At 41.8% G+C, this 15,533-nt stretch carries 13 protein-coding genes and 1 pseudogene; 1 reads left to right on the top strand and 13 read right to left on the bottom strand.

Features of this window, described 5'->3' with window-relative positions:
• Window positions 1-20: 20 nt before the first annotated feature.
• The 5 genes from filE to NI467_RS08000 form a co-directional block, all read right to left on the bottom strand.
• Window positions 21-1,148, bottom strand: coding sequence for a putative pilus assembly protein FilE (gene filE, locus NI467_RS08020; protein WP_174659377.1), 1,128 nt, complete (start codon window positions 1,146-1,148; stop codon window positions 21-23).
• 7 nt (window positions 1,149-1,155) lie between these two features.
• Window positions 1,156-2,820, bottom strand: coding sequence for an OmpP1/FadL family transporter (locus tag NI467_RS08015; protein ID WP_253152182.1), 1,665 nt, complete (start codon window positions 2,818-2,820; stop codon window positions 1,156-1,158).
• Between the two features lie 12 nt (window positions 2,821-2,832).
• Window positions 2,833-4,050 (bottom strand): hypothetical protein, encoded by a 1,218-nt coding sequence (locus NI467_RS08010; RefSeq protein WP_174659375.1) that lies wholly within the window; start codon window positions 4,048-4,050, stop codon window positions 2,833-2,835.
• Between the two features lie 35 nt (window positions 4,051-4,085).
• A complete protein-coding gene (locus NI467_RS08005) occupies window positions 4,086-4,919 on the bottom strand; it encodes a C39 family peptidase (protein WP_151204347.1) in 834 nt (277 codons plus the stop codon).
• A gap of 184 nt (window positions 4,920-5,103) precedes the next feature.
• Window positions 5,104-6,129 carry a DUF6160 family protein gene (locus tag NI467_RS08000; RefSeq protein ID WP_174659374.1) on the bottom strand — a complete coding sequence of 342 codons (1,026 nt, stop codon included), beginning with the start codon at window positions 6,127-6,129 and terminating at the stop codon, window positions 5,104-5,106.
• A gap of 262 nt (window positions 6,130-6,391) precedes the next feature.
• On the opposite strand from NI467_RS08000, the gene NI467_RS07995 reads away from it, so the two are divergent.
• Complete coding sequence (locus tag NI467_RS07995) at window positions 6,392-7,750, top strand: anthranilate synthase component I family protein (RefSeq protein ID WP_253152180.1); 1,359 nt, start codon at window positions 6,392-6,394, stop codon at window positions 7,748-7,750.
• Between the two features lie 93 nt (window positions 7,751-7,843).
• Here NI467_RS07995 and hisC read toward each other — a convergent pair whose 3' ends face one another.
• From hisC to NI467_RS07955, 8 genes and pseudogenes are all read right to left on the bottom strand, one after another.
• Window positions 7,844-8,935, bottom strand: coding sequence for a histidinol-phosphate transaminase (gene hisC / locus NI467_RS07990; protein WP_174659372.1), 1,092 nt, complete (start codon window positions 8,933-8,935; stop codon window positions 7,844-7,846).
• A 170-nt stretch (window positions 8,936-9,105) separates the two neighbouring features.
• Window positions 9,106-10,407: a histidinol dehydrogenase gene (gene hisD, locus NI467_RS07985; protein WP_253152178.1), complete on the bottom strand. Its 1,302-nt coding sequence runs from the start codon at window positions 10,405-10,407 to the stop codon at window positions 9,106-9,108.
• Window positions 10,408-10,527: 120 nt separating this feature from the next.
• A pseudogene (locus NI467_RS07980) lies at window positions 10,528-10,692 on the bottom strand (DUF4272 domain-containing protein); the annotation flags it as partial.
• Window positions 10,693-10,932: 240 nt separating this feature from the next.
• Window positions 10,933-11,634 carry an ATP phosphoribosyltransferase gene (hisG, locus tag NI467_RS07975; RefSeq protein WP_174659370.1) on the bottom strand — a complete coding sequence of 234 codons (702 nt, stop codon included), beginning with the start codon at window positions 11,632-11,634 and terminating at the stop codon, window positions 10,933-10,935.
• Window positions 11,631-12,890 carry a UDP-N-acetylglucosamine 1-carboxyvinyltransferase gene (murA, locus tag NI467_RS07970; RefSeq protein ID WP_253152176.1) on the bottom strand — a complete coding sequence of 420 codons (1,260 nt, stop codon included), beginning with the start codon at window positions 12,888-12,890 and terminating at the stop codon, window positions 11,631-11,633. Before murA ends, hisG begins: the two co-directional genes overlap by 4 nt.
• 7 nt (window positions 12,891-12,897) lie before the next feature.
• A complete protein-coding gene (gene ibaG, locus NI467_RS07965; protein WP_151204340.1) occupies window positions 12,898-13,149 on the bottom strand; it encodes a BolA family iron metabolism protein IbaG in 252 nt (83 codons plus the stop codon).
• A 134-nt stretch (window positions 13,150-13,283) separates the two neighbouring features.
• The gene (gene hpf, locus NI467_RS07960; protein WP_151204339.1) at window positions 13,284-13,616 is read right to left on the bottom strand and encodes a ribosome hibernation-promoting factor, HPF/YfiA family; all 333 of its coding nucleotides are present in this window, start codon (window positions 13,614-13,616) and stop codon (window positions 13,284-13,286) included.
• Window positions 13,617-13,781: 165 nt separating this feature from the next.
• Window positions 13,782-15,227 (bottom strand): RNA polymerase factor sigma-54, encoded by a 1,446-nt coding sequence (locus NI467_RS07955; protein ID WP_174659367.1) that lies wholly within the window; start codon window positions 15,225-15,227, stop codon window positions 13,782-13,784.
• Window positions 15,228-15,533: the final 306 nt, after the last annotated feature.

Raw genomic sequence — 15,533 nt, 5'->3', positions numbered from 1 at the left:
TTTTTTTACTCAAATTATCCTTAACGAATTGCGACCAGTTTTAATTGTCCGTAATTAGTGAGCTGCTTGTCTTCAATATCAATCGCTGAAGCTAATGGCGTTAATAACAGATAACGAGCCTGTTCTGGGACCTGGATAATCCCTTCAATATACTCATGTCGTATAATATTCGCTGCTTGTTGCTGACTTTTAAAGCCCCCTGCTCCTTCGAGTACACAAGCTTTCTGATCTAAAAATACTGCAAATGGCCAGTAATAAGCAGGATTATGCTGGCGCGCTGCATAAGACTGAATCTGTACATTTTTAATACCCGGATCAAGCCTCACTATTTCAAAATCAAACTCATCCGCCTTTAAAGGTGCGCGTGGCCATAAATTGATACGTTTACCTACAATCATGTGTTTGGCCTGCTGAACTTTTTTATGCTTAAAACATTGCTGTCCCAGACTCTCAACAGTTTCTGACTGTGAAATACGATAATAGCTTTGCGCAAGTGTAATAGGAGCCGTATCTACACTCGGACCAGCAAATAAAGATTTTAGAATAGACTGCCCAACGCCTTTCTCACGCTCAACCGTTTGTATTCGGGTTGATCCTATATTCTTATCCACCACTCCTTCCGGCATACTGTAAAAACGCTTTTTGCCTTCTAAATTAAACTCTTTGCTTTCCAGATATTCACTCTCTACATAATCCACGCCATCTATGTGACTAAATCCACTCTTTGGAGCTGGTGTGGGATGAGGAAGTGTGACAGCTTGCTGAGGTTTGGATTGAGATACATTGGAAGCTGAAAAACTTGTTACCTGTGTAGCTGCCTCTACCTCTGGATACCCGACTTTAGCTCGTAGTTGTACTGGTTGTACCAACCTCATTTCTGGCTCAGCCTTGGTCACATTATTTTCTGATGCACTCTGTGACTTCTGCCGTGCCTGTTGGGAAAGGACTTTGGGAGAAGAGTGAGATACTGGAGCAGTTTGAACTTTTTTTGTCTTAGTTTTCTGCTCATTCGCAGTACGCGGCACTACCAAAGGTCGGCCATCCGGACCAATGATGCTAATAAACTCTTTAGCATAGCTATACCATGACCATGATCCCAAACTCATGGCGAGTAATAGCCTTAACCCTGTCTTCCCTGCTTTCATCATATTTTTCTTACCAGCGTGTACGATAGTTCAAACCTAAAATAGTAATCTTGGTATCTGTTTTGACATTCAAGCCTGCATAAGGGTTGAGCAACAGGTTATTGACACCTGTCTGATTCGCCAGGCTACTGGTGTTGGCAGGAATGTTATCTTTACTGCGCAGAAAGCCAATAGATAAGTCCAGATCGGTATCAGCATCGAAACGGTAACCCAGACCTAGGCCAAATAACTGTGCCCCATTAATAGGAACCATCGTATTTCGTTTATCCTTAGGAATTGCACTGTTTCTTGGCTCATAGCCCGCACGTAGTTTTAAACGGTCGGTTGCTGAATATTCTACTCCTATGCCGAAGTTCCACGGCGATTCAAATCCTAAAGGCAAGGCAAGCGAAGAATCCGTGACATGCGGGGATAAAAGTTTGGCAATTTTTAAAGCAGAAATACTACGATCAAATTCAAATTTAAACTGCTCCCATGCTTTATAGTCAGTCCAGCCAATATCAAGATTAACTTGTAAATCCGGCATGAGTTTATATTTAATACCGGCCTGAAAGTGGGCTGGATATTCAAAATCCATGGCCACCAGCCCTGATTCACTGCTAGGAATATAATTGGGAAAGCCCAGAATCGCAGCCAGGATCTGACCGGTTGGTGAAGTCATTAATCCCCGAATCAATTCCTGAGGTGCTTTAGCATTATCAATATGATATTTGCCCTTTAAGCGCATTTTTGCCGCGCTTTGATAAACCATACCAAAACTAAAGTCTTCCGTTGGCTCCCATAAGATACCCAAGTTATAACTTGGACTGAGGTTCTGCTCCAGTGCCAGCTCCATTTGGCCAAATTTACCAAATGGATTCATCCCCTCTTCAGCATTACAGATTCCGAGTAATAAAATATCGGTAATGATGTCGGAGTTTTCTTTAAATGGTGTACATACGACTTCATCAATCATACGTAACATGCCGATCAGCTCATTCGGAAAACGTAAATCTGTTTTCATGGCAACGGCCTGATAAGACATTCCCACAGATGCCCCAATCGAAAGCTGGTCATTAATCTCATAACCAATGGATGGGGACAGATAAGTGATCCTTTCCAAAGCGACCTGCTGTCCCATAAAGTTGGCGGGATTACCATCTTCATGGCCAAAACCTGCAATTAAAGGTGCATATACAGCTGTAGCATAGGTTGCTTTCGATCCAGGTGGATTATAAGCGACTCCCATCGTCGGTGCCGCAATCGGCAAACCTTCTCCCAAATCCACCATTTTTTTCAGAATAGGCACATACAGGCTGACATATTCTACATCGCCGTTAACTGGTCCCTTGAAGTCGGTACACAGGTCAGATGAAACTTCTGGTCCGTCGTGACAGACTAGAGGATCATCAGAATAACCGAAGACGTTATAGCCTGCTGGAACACTAAACTCACGCTGAATATTGAAATCTGCAATAATAATTTGTTGCTCGGTTTGCAGACCATCAATCTTGGTAAGTCCTGCCGGGTTAAAGTGAATGGCATTCACCCCTGGAGGGTCTGCAGTCACCGCATTCCCCATGGACAATGCACGCAAATCAACCGAAAGGTTGGTTCCCAACTGTGCAAAGGTATAACTTGAACAGCCCGCAAGAATAATTCCTGTTAATAACGGGCTGAGTCGAATATTCTTCATACGACAGCCCTCTTAACTGATTTTCTTGCCGAAACCTAAAATATCCAATGGGAAGGAAAGCCCCAACGAAACATCTGGTGCATCTTCTGTCAAACCCAAGCCCAAGGTTCCATTCACAATCGTTTCTGGAGACACCCGCACTCCTAGAGAAATTGCAAAAGTTGAACTGGTCTGATCTGCAGCCGAATAGCTCTCGCCCGTGTTATAGCTAAATTCTGCGCCCGTGTTAAAGCTTTGCTGATAAGACATGGTCATCGAAACATCATAATTAAATGAATAGGCAAAACCGAAAGCAAAACCACCGCTAATGCCTGGATCAAACTCTTCAATGATGCGTCGGCCGCGAATTTGGTTTAAACCGGATTCTTTGAATCCATAGTTTGCCGAGACGGAAGCAAAGAGAACCACCGGATCAATATACTTGCGCGTACTTGCACCTATACCAACAGAATAATAACCCTTACCTGCTGCCAGATCCGTTGCGGCATTAATTTCATAAGGACTTTCACCAGTTTTGGTCGAGATATTGCCAAATAAAATGAGTGGTAAACGGCCAGCTTTTAGCGGGAAGGGTTCCCATCGTGCGCCTAAATTAATATCTCCAAGTCCCGCCGTAGAGGTGTCTTTTAACAGATCACTTTTCGCCACCAAAGGTAAGGATGCTGTTAAAGTTAAATTATCTTTTAAACCATATTGAAAAGTGAATGTATTGGTCAGACTATGCGTTGCATTTTCCTGGACACGTAGCTGGTAAAGTTGGCCTTGCGCCATTTCCATATCAAGCTGAGTATCTCGATAATAGGTATAATCAATATCATAATAAGAGGAAATCTCACCTTTTTTAATCAGTGAATATTGACGCTCATTTGAAGTAAATACTTCTTCTAAATTTCCAGCCTGAGTAGTATCGCCCTCTTGTTGCTGTAAGGCTTGAGAGGCATTGGTGCTTTGTGTTGCCTGAGGTTGGGCTGGCGTTTGAGTTTCTACAGAGGCTGTAGTGTCAGTAGCTATTTCTTCCTGGACTATTTCATCTGCACCCAGCTTTACATCTTCAACAGAAGATGATTCAACTTGACTGGTTTGAGCTGCTGTAGCAGTTTCAATGACCTCTTCATCCACACTTTCATATTCACCCAATGCAGGTTCTTCAGCAGCAAATGCAACTCCCATTACCATTTGAATACTGAGTACCAAAAACGTCTTGTTCATCCATTTACCATTCATATCCATTTCACCATTTTAATTTTTATAGCCAGGTTCTGGTTTTATTTGTTTTTGTAATACAGCCTTAGGAAATTATATTGATATTCCCCAAATTGCTCTGATTCTGTATTGCGATTACGGTCCATACGGATTGTTGAAGCTTTATCAGCAATTTTATCCATATAAAATTGTGGATACTGCAGGTCAACCAAGGCATAACGGTTAATCGTTGCATCCTCTACATGCCGCATATCGGTGTCTTTTAAGGTCAAGAAATTTTTTCGATATTGTTCTGGCACATTAATTAAATAGAGAGTGTTATTTTCCCAAATATCTTTAAAACGCTGTACATCAAAACTGATATTCCCCAATGCCGGATCAGCTACATAAACCCGTCCATCTTTATAAGCTTTATAAACAACGAAGTGCTTAAATCCTGCATAAGAAATAGGCACAATTGCAGGCTGCCCCTGTTTGACCAAATCGTCGAACTCACCACGATACCCCCCGCTTTCCAAACCTAAAGCAGCCACAAAACGCTTCATATCAAGAAGAGAAAAGCTACGGCGCTCAATGATTCTGTCTGTTTCACCAAATTTGATCAGACCATTCATCACCTGCTCTTCATCTAATTGTGTGCCTACATAACCATTCAGCAAGGTGGTGAGTGCAGCGGAACCGCAGCTATAATCATAAGCTTGGCGTACAATTCCCTGGAACTGCTCGAAAATAGCAGGTTTGACTTCTACCGGTTCACGGTGCATACGCACAAAAGAATCATTTCGTGAATCAAGAACTTCAGTATAGTGAACAGCTCCCTGCGGCTGTTTTTTAATATCCAGAGCTTCTTTGGCAGCGTAATATATCAATGCCGAGCCCAACGCAATCTCTAACATATTTATTAACTTTTCTTATCATCAGCAGAATATGCTTACTTTTATTTTTATAGAGTATTCACTCTACTTCCTTGTAACTAGCAAGATACCTTTTTTTTCAAAAAAAAACAGCATTTTTTTATTTTTCAGATAAATATTTATGCGTAAAAAAAGCGCGTGTAAACACGCGCTTTTTTATGCAATATTAACGACCAGAAATCGTAATAACTGCGCCTTTTGTATATGTGCCAGCAGTTGGCGAATAATAAGTTTGAAGACCTTGGACTTCCATATCACCAATTGAACCTGCGGTGCGGCTACCTAAATGGATGCCTTTAATATATTGGTCTTTTGCCCCCGTATCATTACTTACGATACGGAGATGTGCAGCCTTACCGACCGTGGTAGAAGGGCCAACATAAGCATCATTAAATACGGAGATATTTTGACTAATGGTTAAATCTTTAGAGTTTGCATCAGCCACTTTGATACTCTCGATAAAGATTTCACCCGCTTCTTGAGGAGCTACAGAAACAGTATTACCGCCAACTGTAACCTCGCCAATAGATTTACCTTTTGTCGAGTTATCAAGGATACCTAGGTTTTTGATTTCCAGACCGCCCACCATTGTTGTATTTAACTTGATCATTGCACCTTGAGGAGCAGCACCGACCTGAATATTCGCATCCATTGTACCGGTTACGATTTCCAGGCCACTTAAAATCGCATTATAATTGCTTGTAGAAGCACCACGACGGATAGAAGTCGCACTTGCATCTGGCATAGCATTCGATGCAGCTACACCAATTTCACCAATATTAATCTTTAAACCTGAAACTTGCGCAGCAATATTTAAGAATGCCCCACCATTGGCAGTATTACCCGCATCCGAGTCAATCTGCAAATCAGCCAAGTTCTTAGACGCCAACAGGGAGTCATAGTTTGCACCAATGACGAGACCATGATTTTCATTTACGCTGCCGGCCTTGCCATCACCTTTAATTACAATGGCACCCGCTGTAGCTGTTCCACCCGCAGGGCTAGTATCTAAACCATCATTGTCATGAATAAAAAGTTTATCAATTTCAATTTTTGAAATACCGATCCCGATATTGATACCATCTTGACCCGTTGTGGCGCTAAGAGATGCATCATCCATGGCTTGCATCGCCATCGCATTTGCACTGAAAGCAATTGAAGTCGCTAAAGCTAATTTAGTGAATTTTTTCATTGTTTACTCTCCCAAGAGTACTATTTTTTTTGGTTGTGAATCACTCAGTGTTCAGGTTGTATTTTTTTATTTTCTAACAACCCAAAACATCTTTCCTTGAGTAATTTTGCTCGCCCACTTAACTTAGCGTTGAGGCGGATTTTGATCAACTGTCGTTGGTCGCAATCTACGGCTTACCGACAAACGGTATTTGGCGATTTAAAAGTATTTTTTGTGCTGCTTGATATAAAATAACAGGTCATCTCGAAATCTATTAATTTGCATGACCAAGACCTTGTATCAACGTCCTTTAAAAGTTCTATCTCCTTTGCTTGAAGATATGCTGTCTACATTAAACAGCCTAGATCATCTGGTCTATTTAAATAATGATGGCCAACCTTTTATTGCCTGCTGTGCACGGGAATATTTTATTGTTCAGGCTGAACAAGTGAGGGGATTTAAAAGAATCGGTATTGATCAATATCACCCTCATAATATGAAATTTGATATAAATTTCCTTCATGATCAGCATACAATGACAAATGAAACGAATAGTTTTTCAGGAGGCTATGTCGGTTTTATTGGCTATGATTATGCTGCTCAACAGCAGGTTGATTATCCAAATAAATCCCAGCCTGCTTTATTTTTAGGTCAATTTAACTCTTATATTAAACCGATTGCCGGGGACTGGATATTTTATAGTGATGATCCTCAAGCAGACGAGATGTTTAATTATATTCAGCTCCTTTTAATTCAGCCCTCCCATCTGCCAGAACTTCAACTTAAAAACCTCTGTCAACCACGCTGGAATAAATCTACCTATGATCAGGCATTTCAAAAAATTCAGGATTATATTGTTGCTGGTGACTGTTATCAGATTAACTTAACCCAAGAGTTTGTGGCTCAGGCCGAAGGCTCATTATTAGCAACTGCCTCAAAATTTTGGCAACTGACTGATGCACCGTATTCAGGGTATTTAAAAATTAACGATTTTGAATTATTAAGCTGTTCGCCCGAGCTGTTTATTGATTTTGAAGCGAATCGCAAAATCATCACCAAACCGATCAAAGGCACTATGCCACGCTATAGTGATCCAGTTCAGGATGAACAATCGAAACAAAGATTACAATCTTCAAAAAAGGATATGGCAGAAAATGTCATGATTGTTGACCTGTTACGTAATGATCTGAGTGTTTATGCGGAAACAGGTTCAGTTAAAACACCAAAACTTTTTAATATTGAAAGCTTTAATCAAGTACATCATATGGTGAGCGAGGTGGAAGCAAAATTGAAACCTGAAGTAAACCCTTTTGAGGTACTAATGTCTGCCCTTCCCGGCGGCTCAATTACCGGTGCTCCCAAAATTCGTGCCATGCAGATCATTAAAGAACTAGAAGGTGCTCCGCGCGGTGCCTATTGTGGCTCGATGGGGTATTTTAATCAGGATGGTACAGGCTCCTGGAATATTCTGATTCGCTCCATTCAGAAGTACCAGCAAGATATTTCCTTATGGGCAGGCGGCGGTATTACCATTGCCTCTGATTGTGATGCTGAATATCAGGAATGCTTTGATAAAGTTTCAGCCATGATAGATTTATTAAATACCTGGTATATGCCCAATCTACAAAAAAGCGAATCCTGAGATTCGCTTTTATTAGATTCAAATTTTGTCTCACTCTCCTGTTAGAAAAGACAAGAGTTTGTGTTGATAAAAGGAAGATTAAAAGAGATAGAATCAGGCCAAAATATCATTTTTCAATGTATTGACTAAACGCTGATTTTGCTCATCCGTTCCAATAGTAATCCGTAGATACTGGTTAATCCGCGGTTTATTAAAGTAACGTACAATAATACCTCGTTCACGTAATTCTGCTGCTAATTCACTCGCATCTTTTGTAGGCAAGGTTACAAAAATGAAGTTGGCACTCGATGGTAAAATTTTAAATCCGATTTCAGTTAATTGGGCAATCAGCTGTTCACGACTGGCTATCACCTTCTGATTTTGTGCTTCAAAATAAGCCTGATCTTCAAAAGAGGCTACTGCCGCAGCTATGGCAAAACGATCCATCGGATAAGAGTTAAAACTGTTTTTTACTGCTTCCAGTGCTGCAATTAAGTGTGGCTGTGCAATGGCAAAACCCACACGTAAGCCTGCAAGCGACCGAGATTTCGACGTTGTTTGACAGACCACCAAGTTTTCATATTTCTCCACCAGACTGACGGCAGATTCAGCACCAAAATCCACATAGGCTTCATCAATGACAACCACGGAGTTTGGATTGGCCTGAAGTACTTCTTCAATCGCTGCCAAGCCTAAGGCAATACTAGTTGGCGCATTTGGATTGGTGATGATAATCCCACCATTTGGCTGTTTATAATCATCTACCACAATCTCAAAGTCATCATTTAATGGCAGAGCCTTGGTTTTCACCCTAAAGAATTGACTGTAGACCGGATAGAAACTGTAGGTAATATCCGGGTAAAGCAAGGGCAACTCTTGCACAAAAAATGCTTTAAAAATATGCGCAAGCACTTCATCAGAACCATTACCCACAAAGACATTTTCAACAGCGACATTTTGCTGTTTTGCAATGGCCTGTTTGAGTTCGGCAGCATCTGGATCTGGATATAAACGTAATACATCTGCTGAATTGGCTAACACTTTTTGCACCGCTTCCACCACTTTTGGAGAAGGCGGATATGGGTTTTCATTGGTATTTAATTTTAATAAATTTTGGATTTTGGGCTGCTCCCCTGGTACATAAGGCTCTAGCTCACATACTTCAGGGCTCCAAAAACGCATTTGTTCTGTAGTGATATTTGACATTTTCTTTCTCTTTATACTCAACTTACATCAGGGTAAGCCCTCTCTCTTCAGAAGAGGGTTTGGGAGAGATAAACGCCCAACTGAGAAATTATTTGTATTCTCCCTCATCCTAACCTTCTCCCTGAGGGAGAAGGGGTTTGGTATTGTTTTAGAATGTGGGGAAAACTCGATTATTGATAACGATAGCGTGCTGAACGTGCGTGAGCATCCAGATTTTCTTGCTGTGCCAAGATATCAGCGGTTTTGGCTAGGATTTTCACACCATCTTCAGAGCACATAATCAGGCTGGAACGCTTTTGGAAATCGTAGACACCCAGTGGTGATGAAAAGCGTGCTGTACCTGAGGTTGGCAAGACATGGTTCGGTCCTGCACAGTAGTCCCCAATCGCTTCTGGAGTATAGCGCCCCATAAAGATGGCACCCGCATGGCGAATATCTTCTGCCATTGCCTCAGCTTCATCTAAGCACAGCATTAAATGTTCAGGCGCAACTTGGTTAATCAGCTCAGCACCTTCAGCACGGTCTTTGACTAAAACCAATGCACCACGGTTATCAATTGAAGTTCGTGCAATATCTGCTTTTGGCAGTGCTTCTAAATGTTTTTCAATCCATTCTCCGACTGCATTTAACAATGCTTCATCTGGCGTAATGAAAACGGCTTGTGCCACAGTGTCATGCTCAGCTTGTGACAATAAATCCATTGCCAACCATTCAGCATTATTTTCGCCTTCTGCATAGACTAAAATTTCAGAAGGTCCTGCAATCATGTCAATGCCAACTTGACCAAACACTGCTCGTTTTGCCGCAGCGACAAAACGGTTTCCCGGTCCTGTGATTTTATCAACAGAAGGAATGGTCTCTGTACCATAAGCCAAGGCTGCCACGGCTTGTGCGCCACCAATGGTAAAGACGCGATGTACACCCGCCAAATAGGCTGCTGCAAGGACTAAAGGATTCAGTTCACCATTCGGTGCAGGCACCACCATCACAATTTCAGACACACCCGCAACGTGTGCAGGTATAGCATTCATCAGCACAGAAGATGGATAAGACGCCAGACCACCAGGCACATAAATACCCACACGATCCAGTGGTGTAACTTTTTGACCGAGTGTGTTACCCAAGGCATCAATATAGGTCCAGCCGTCCTGTTTCTGGGCCTGATGAAATTCGCGGATACGGCTCGCAGCCAGCTCCAGCGCCTCACGGACTTCTACAGTTAAACCCTCAAATGCCGCTTTAAGTTGTTCCTGAGTCAGTTCCAGATCTGAAAATTGATGCGCTGGATGTCGATCGAACTGCTGAGTAAGTTTAAGAACATGAGCATCACCATGCTGACGTACGTCTGCAATGATTTGGTCTACGGTTTTTAAAAGTTCAGGATCACTCACTGTTTCAAAAGCCAACAAGTCAGCAAAAGCCTGCTTGAAGTTCTGATCTTGAGTCGATAAACGTCGCATCAATTTACCCACAAGGTTGATATGGAAAAGATTAGTTTACCTTGTTTCCATGTGATTGTGGACAAGATAACATCGGCATTTCAACTTGAACTGATTGGAAATTACTTTTACTCTTGCCAAAATCGGGTACTCAGTGCTGACATCCGGGTGGTCCCAATCATTATCATGCTGGAGCAGCCAATTTAAAGCGCCATGTTGTTCAAGTACAATCGATGAATTTAATCCTGCAGGTGCCTGTTATTGTTTCAGTCTTGCATCGACACATGCCCAGTTATAGCAATAGATTAAATCAGCTTCTCAATCAATGGTAGCCAATCAATATAAGCGACCGATTCTAACTGTAATCTGGAAAAAGACTCCTGTTTGCTTTGTTGCAGCATTTTCACTAGATTCTCCCTTACCTATAAAATATTTTTAAAGCATCTTGCCTCTATCAAGTTGGCCGGTATCAATTTGTCGCGGACTTATCTTGACTTAGGGGTTCTGATCCAAATATAAAAAAACCGCCCTCAAGGGGCGGTTCTTCATGGCATGGAACTAGGCTTTTTTTGCCTGCTCACGTGCTTCAACGGCTTGTTCTAGCTGTGTCAAAATCGGATTCAATAATGTTTGCTTACGCTTAAAACTGGCTTTATTGACAATCAGACGTGATGATACTTTGCAAATCTCCTCCAAAGGCTCCAGGCCGTTGGCACGTAGCGTATTGCCAGTATCCACTACGTCAACAATGTAATCGCCCAAACCGACCAATGGAGCAAGCTCCATTGAACCGTAGAGCTTAATGACGTCCACTTGTTCGCCAAGGCTGGCATAATATTGACGGGTCAGATTTACATATTTGGTGGCAATTTTTAAACGGCCTTTCGGTCGAACCATGCCCACTTTACCCGCAGTCATGAGTTTGCAGTTGGCAATCTTTAAGTCCAAAGGCTCATAGACATTTTGCGCACCATGCTCCATGAGCACATCCTTACCCGCAACCCCAATATCTGCTGCACCATTTTCCACATAAGTCGGTACATCAGAGGCACGTAAAATCAGAATACGTACCTGCTTATGGGTAGTTGGGAAAATCAATTTACGCGATTTATCCGGATCTTCAAGTAAATTAATCCCTGCTGTTTCAAGCAGCGGTAAAGTTTCTTTTAAGATACGGCCCTTGCTTAGTGCTAAAGTTAAACCATGATCAAAATTGCCCATTACGTCAAAGTTTGGATCATCGTTTCTCATTTCGCTCATTCACTTACTCGCTTAATTTGGGCGCCTAGACCTTGTAGTTTTGCTTCGACTTCTTCATAACCGCGATCAATATGATAAATACGGTCAATCAATGTTTCCCCTTCGGCCGCCAATGCTGCTAAAACCAAAGAAAAAGAAGCACGTAAATCTGTCGCCATGACTGGTGCAGCAGATAATTTTTCCACACCTGTGACTACAGCATCATTACCTTCGACCTGAATATTTGCACCCATACGGGCCAATTCAGGTACATGCATGAATCGGTTTTCAAAAATCGTTTCAGAAATGGTGGCAAAACCCTGAGCAATGGCATTCACAGCCATCAATTGTGCTTGCATATCTGTCGGGAATTCTGGATGTGGCAAAGTACGAAAGCTGACGGCTTTTGGACGTTTACCCATCATGTCCAGCTCAATCCAGTCATCACCACGGGTAACTTCTGCACCCATTTCCTCGAATTTTTCCAATACCACTTCCATTAAAACTGGATCAGTATGCGTGGTCTTCACACGGCCCCCAGTGATCGCCGCAGCCGCCAGATAAGAGCCCGTTTCAATACGGTCTGCAACTACCGAATATTCACAGCCGTGCAGGCTTTCAACACCTGTGACAACAAGCGTATCAGTATCTACCCCTTCAATCTTGGCACCCATTTTGATCAGCATTTGCGCAAGATCAGTAATTTCAGGCTCGCGGGCTGCATTACGAATGGTGGTCACGCCTTCGGCTAATACCGCTGCCATCAGGATGTTTTCTGTACCACCCACGGTTACCATATCAAAAACGACTTCACCCCCTTTAAGGCGCCCAGCGACTTTGGCATTGACATAACCAGCTTCAACTTCAATTTCTGCCCCTAAAGCTTCAAGGGCTTTTAAATGCTGGTCGACTGGACGTGAACCAATCGCACAGCCACCCGGTAAAGAAACTTTTGCACTGCCATAGCGCGCCAATAATGGACCCAGCACTAAAATAGAGGCACGCATAGTTTTTACCAGCTCATAAGGTGCAAACTGATTATTTAATGTAGACGTATCTGCAACGACCGTGTCGCCTTCATAGGACATAGTAATACCTAGGCCTGCAATCAGCTTGACCAGCGTCTTTACGTCTTTAAGGCAAGGTACGTTTCTTAATGTAATTGGAGAGTCAGCAAGAATCATTGCTGCCAATAAAGGAAGTGCCGCATTTTTGGCACCAGAAATGCGCACTTCACCTTCGAGCTTGATACCGCCCTGAATTAAAAATTTATCCATTAAATGATTAAGCTCCAAATAAGCTTGCTTTGCGCCATTCTTCTTTTGTCATCGCGCGAATTGTTACTGCGTGAACTGCACCACTGGCAATATGGGCATTGAGAGGAGCATAAACAGCTTGTTGGCGTGCAACTGGACGCTTACCTTCAAATTGATCATCCACAATACGGAGATCAAATTTTCCGCCCTGACCACTCACAGCAACATCCGCCTCGGGGAAAGCGGCTTTTAAAATTTCAGCGAGCTGTTCACTATTCATCACAAGACCTCTTATAAGGCTAAGGGTATAAAACCAGCCATTTTACTATAAATAGAAAAAATAGTTCATTAGTCTATCCATTATACGCATAAAAAAAGAGGCTTTTAAAAAGCCTCCTTCTTATATTGGGCTATTTAGCCCATTAAAACCTGCTGATGCAGGTGCATTTCCCGATAACGATCAATTTGTCGTTTTAATTTTTCTGTCAGCAGTTTAATTGAGGTATACATATCATCCGCATTGGCATGAGCAAAAAACTCAATACCGGGTAAGCGTATAATCGCTTCGGCAATATGATTGCTGCTGCCTTTTTTTGAGCGCTTGTCTATTTGATGATCTTTGGAGAGTTTTACCTGCATACTATTCACCTGATCGAGGTGTTTGGTCATTTGCGAAAACTGATTTTTTATACGCTCTTCAATTGCTGGTGTAATTGATAAATGATGTCCACGAATTGTTATTTGCATAATTCTATCCCTCACCTTCGTTAGGATTAGACGAGTCCCAGAAAATAACCTAATACGCTTATTCAACATATAAAATTGGGAATTAAATTATTTTACTGCGCCTCAAAATAAAATAGATTCATTACACGGTCATAATGAATCTTTAGAATAGTCAAATTTTTAAGCTTAGATCAAGACTTTTCGTTCAGAAGATGACGGGATATGTAACGATTCACGATACTTTGCAACTGTACGACGTGCTACATCAATACCATCTTCTTTTAATAAACTTGCAATGGCATTATCGGATAAAGGTTTACGTACATTTTCTTCTGCAATCAATTTTTTAATTTTAGCGCGAATGGCTGTTGAGGAAGCTTCACCGCCAGAAGTCGTACTGACATGACTTGAAAAGAAATATTTCAGCTCAAACAGACCACGCGGTGTCAGCATAAATTTATTGGTGGTTACACGAGAAACAGTCGATTCATGCAACTCAACTTCTTCCGCAATATCACGCAATACCAGCGGCTTCATGCCCTCTACACCAATTTCCAAAAATGCCTTTTGATGTTCAACAATACAGCAGGCCACTTTCAAGAGTGTTTTATGTCGTTCATCAATACTTTTAATAAAATTCTTTGCCTCCAGCATCTGGTTACGCAGATATTGATTATCCTCACTCTGATCGGCCCGACGGATCATATTGCTATAAAAAGAATTGAGTCTAAGCTTTGGCATTACATCCGGATTTAAAGCCACATGCCAACGACCATTTTTTTTCCTCACGACCACATCCGGAATCTGATAATTGCAGGTTTTATCCTCGAACTCCTGTCCCGGATAAGGTTTAAGTGTCTTAAGCAGATCAAGCGCACAACGCAGTTGATCCTGATTTAAACCGGTCTGTTTAATTAACTTCGGTAATTCATTACTAATGAGCAGCTCATAATGCTGCAATAATTTTATTGCATCCTGTCTACAAGGCGTAGTGACAGCTACACCTTCAAGCTGAATCAGCAGGCATTCTGCCAGATTCCTTGCTCCAACCCCTACTGGATCAAGGCGTTGAATATGTTTCAACACCACCGACACTTCATCTTCTTCAACCACTTCCTCATAATCCATAGAGGCAAGCAATTGTTGTACCGAGGCGGTAATCTCTGCAATGTCTGTATCTAAAAAACCTTTATTATCTAGCGAGTCAACAATACAGTAGGCAATGAGCTGATCAACCTTGGAAAAGTGTAAAAGATTAATCTGCTCAAGCATATGTTCTTGCAAGCTTTGCTGCCTCTGGCGATTATCCTCACGCTCTTCAAAATCCGCTGCGCTGAGACTGGTAGGTTGATGGGTATAAACATCATCCCAATCTGTATCAACTGGTAAATCATCAGGAAGATGATCTGCATTTAACGCATGGGTTAAATCTTGCTGATCCACATCAATCGTTGAGAGATTTTCAGTGATAATTTGCTCTTCAACTTCTTCTAGTAAAGGGTTACTGTCTAGTTGTAATTGTATTTCTTGTTCCAACTCCAGGCTGGATAATTGCAATAAGCGAATCGCTTGTTGAAGCTGCGGAGTTAAGGAGAGCGAGTTTGCAATTTTCAAGCCCACTGATAATTTCATGTACCCTCCTATTATAGAAATCTCATTTTATAAGCAATTTTTATGCCGTTTTATTTGTTATAGCATAGTTTTTATAAATTCCACACTCACCTTCACTTATTTATAGTTTAAAGATGAATACTCTCAACTCCTTTCTTTGCACTCTATTTTTCTCGCAGGACATCCAAACCATTGTTCTTATTTTTCTTTTTATAAAAAAGAAATCCCCCTGCTGATTAGCAGGGGGATTTTGAATAATGAGCTGGCGATGACTTACTCTCACATGGGTAACCCCACACTACCATCAGCGCAAAGAGGTTTCACTTC

Source organism: Acinetobacter sp. S4397-1, assembly GCF_024129285.1.
GTDB classification, from domain to species: domain Bacteria; phylum Pseudomonadota; class Gammaproteobacteria; order Pseudomonadales; family Moraxellaceae; genus Acinetobacter; species Acinetobacter lwoffii_C.
Note: the sequence above shows the minus strand (reverse complement) of the source record. Positions and strands in the feature narration are given on the sequence as shown.

What these genes read in the sequence shown, in the direction of transcription:
- NI467_RS08010 (WP_174659375.1), bottom strand. Translation starts at nt 4,050, where the DNA reads ATGGATATGAATGGTAAATGGATGAACAAGACGTTTTTGGTACTCAGT.
- hisC (WP_174659372.1), bottom strand. Translation starts at nt 8,935, where the DNA reads ATGTCAAATATCACTACAGAACAAATGCGTTTTTGGAGCCCTGAAGTA.
- hpf (WP_151204339.1), bottom strand. Translation starts at nt 13,616, where the DNA reads ATGCAAATAACAATTCGTGGACATCATTTATCAATTACACCAGCAATT.
- filE (WP_174659377.1), bottom strand. Translation starts at nt 1,148, where the DNA reads ATGATGAAAGCAGGGAAGACAGGGTTAAGGCTATTACTCGCCATGAGT.
- NI467_RS08005 (WP_151204347.1), bottom strand. Translation starts at nt 4,919, where the DNA reads ATGTTAGAGATTGCGTTGGGCTCGGCATTGATATATTACGCTGCCAAA.
- NI467_RS07995 (WP_253152180.1), top strand. Translation starts at nt 6,392, where the DNA reads ATGACCAAGACCTTGTATCAACGTCCTTTAAAAGTTCTATCTCCTTTG.
- ibaG (WP_151204340.1), bottom strand. Translation starts at nt 13,149, where the DNA reads ATGAATAGTGAACAGCTCGCTGAAATTTTAAAAGCCGCTTTCCCCGAG.
- hisG (WP_174659370.1), bottom strand. Translation starts at nt 11,634, where the DNA reads ATGAGCGAAATGAGAAACGATGATCCAAACTTTGACGTAATGGGCAAT.
- NI467_RS08015 (WP_253152182.1), bottom strand. Translation starts at nt 2,820, where the DNA reads ATGAAGAATATTCGACTCAGCCCGTTATTAACAGGAATTATTCTTGCG.
- murA (WP_253152176.1), bottom strand. Translation starts at nt 12,890, where the DNA reads ATGGATAAATTTTTAATTCAGGGCGGTATCAAGCTCGAAGGTGAAGTG.
- NI467_RS08000 (WP_174659374.1), bottom strand. Translation starts at nt 6,129, where the DNA reads ATGAAAAAATTCACTAAATTAGCTTTAGCGACTTCAATTGCTTTCAGT.
- NI467_RS07955 (WP_174659367.1), bottom strand. Translation starts at nt 15,227, where the DNA reads ATGAAATTATCAGTGGGCTTGAAAATTGCAAACTCGCTCTCCTTAACT.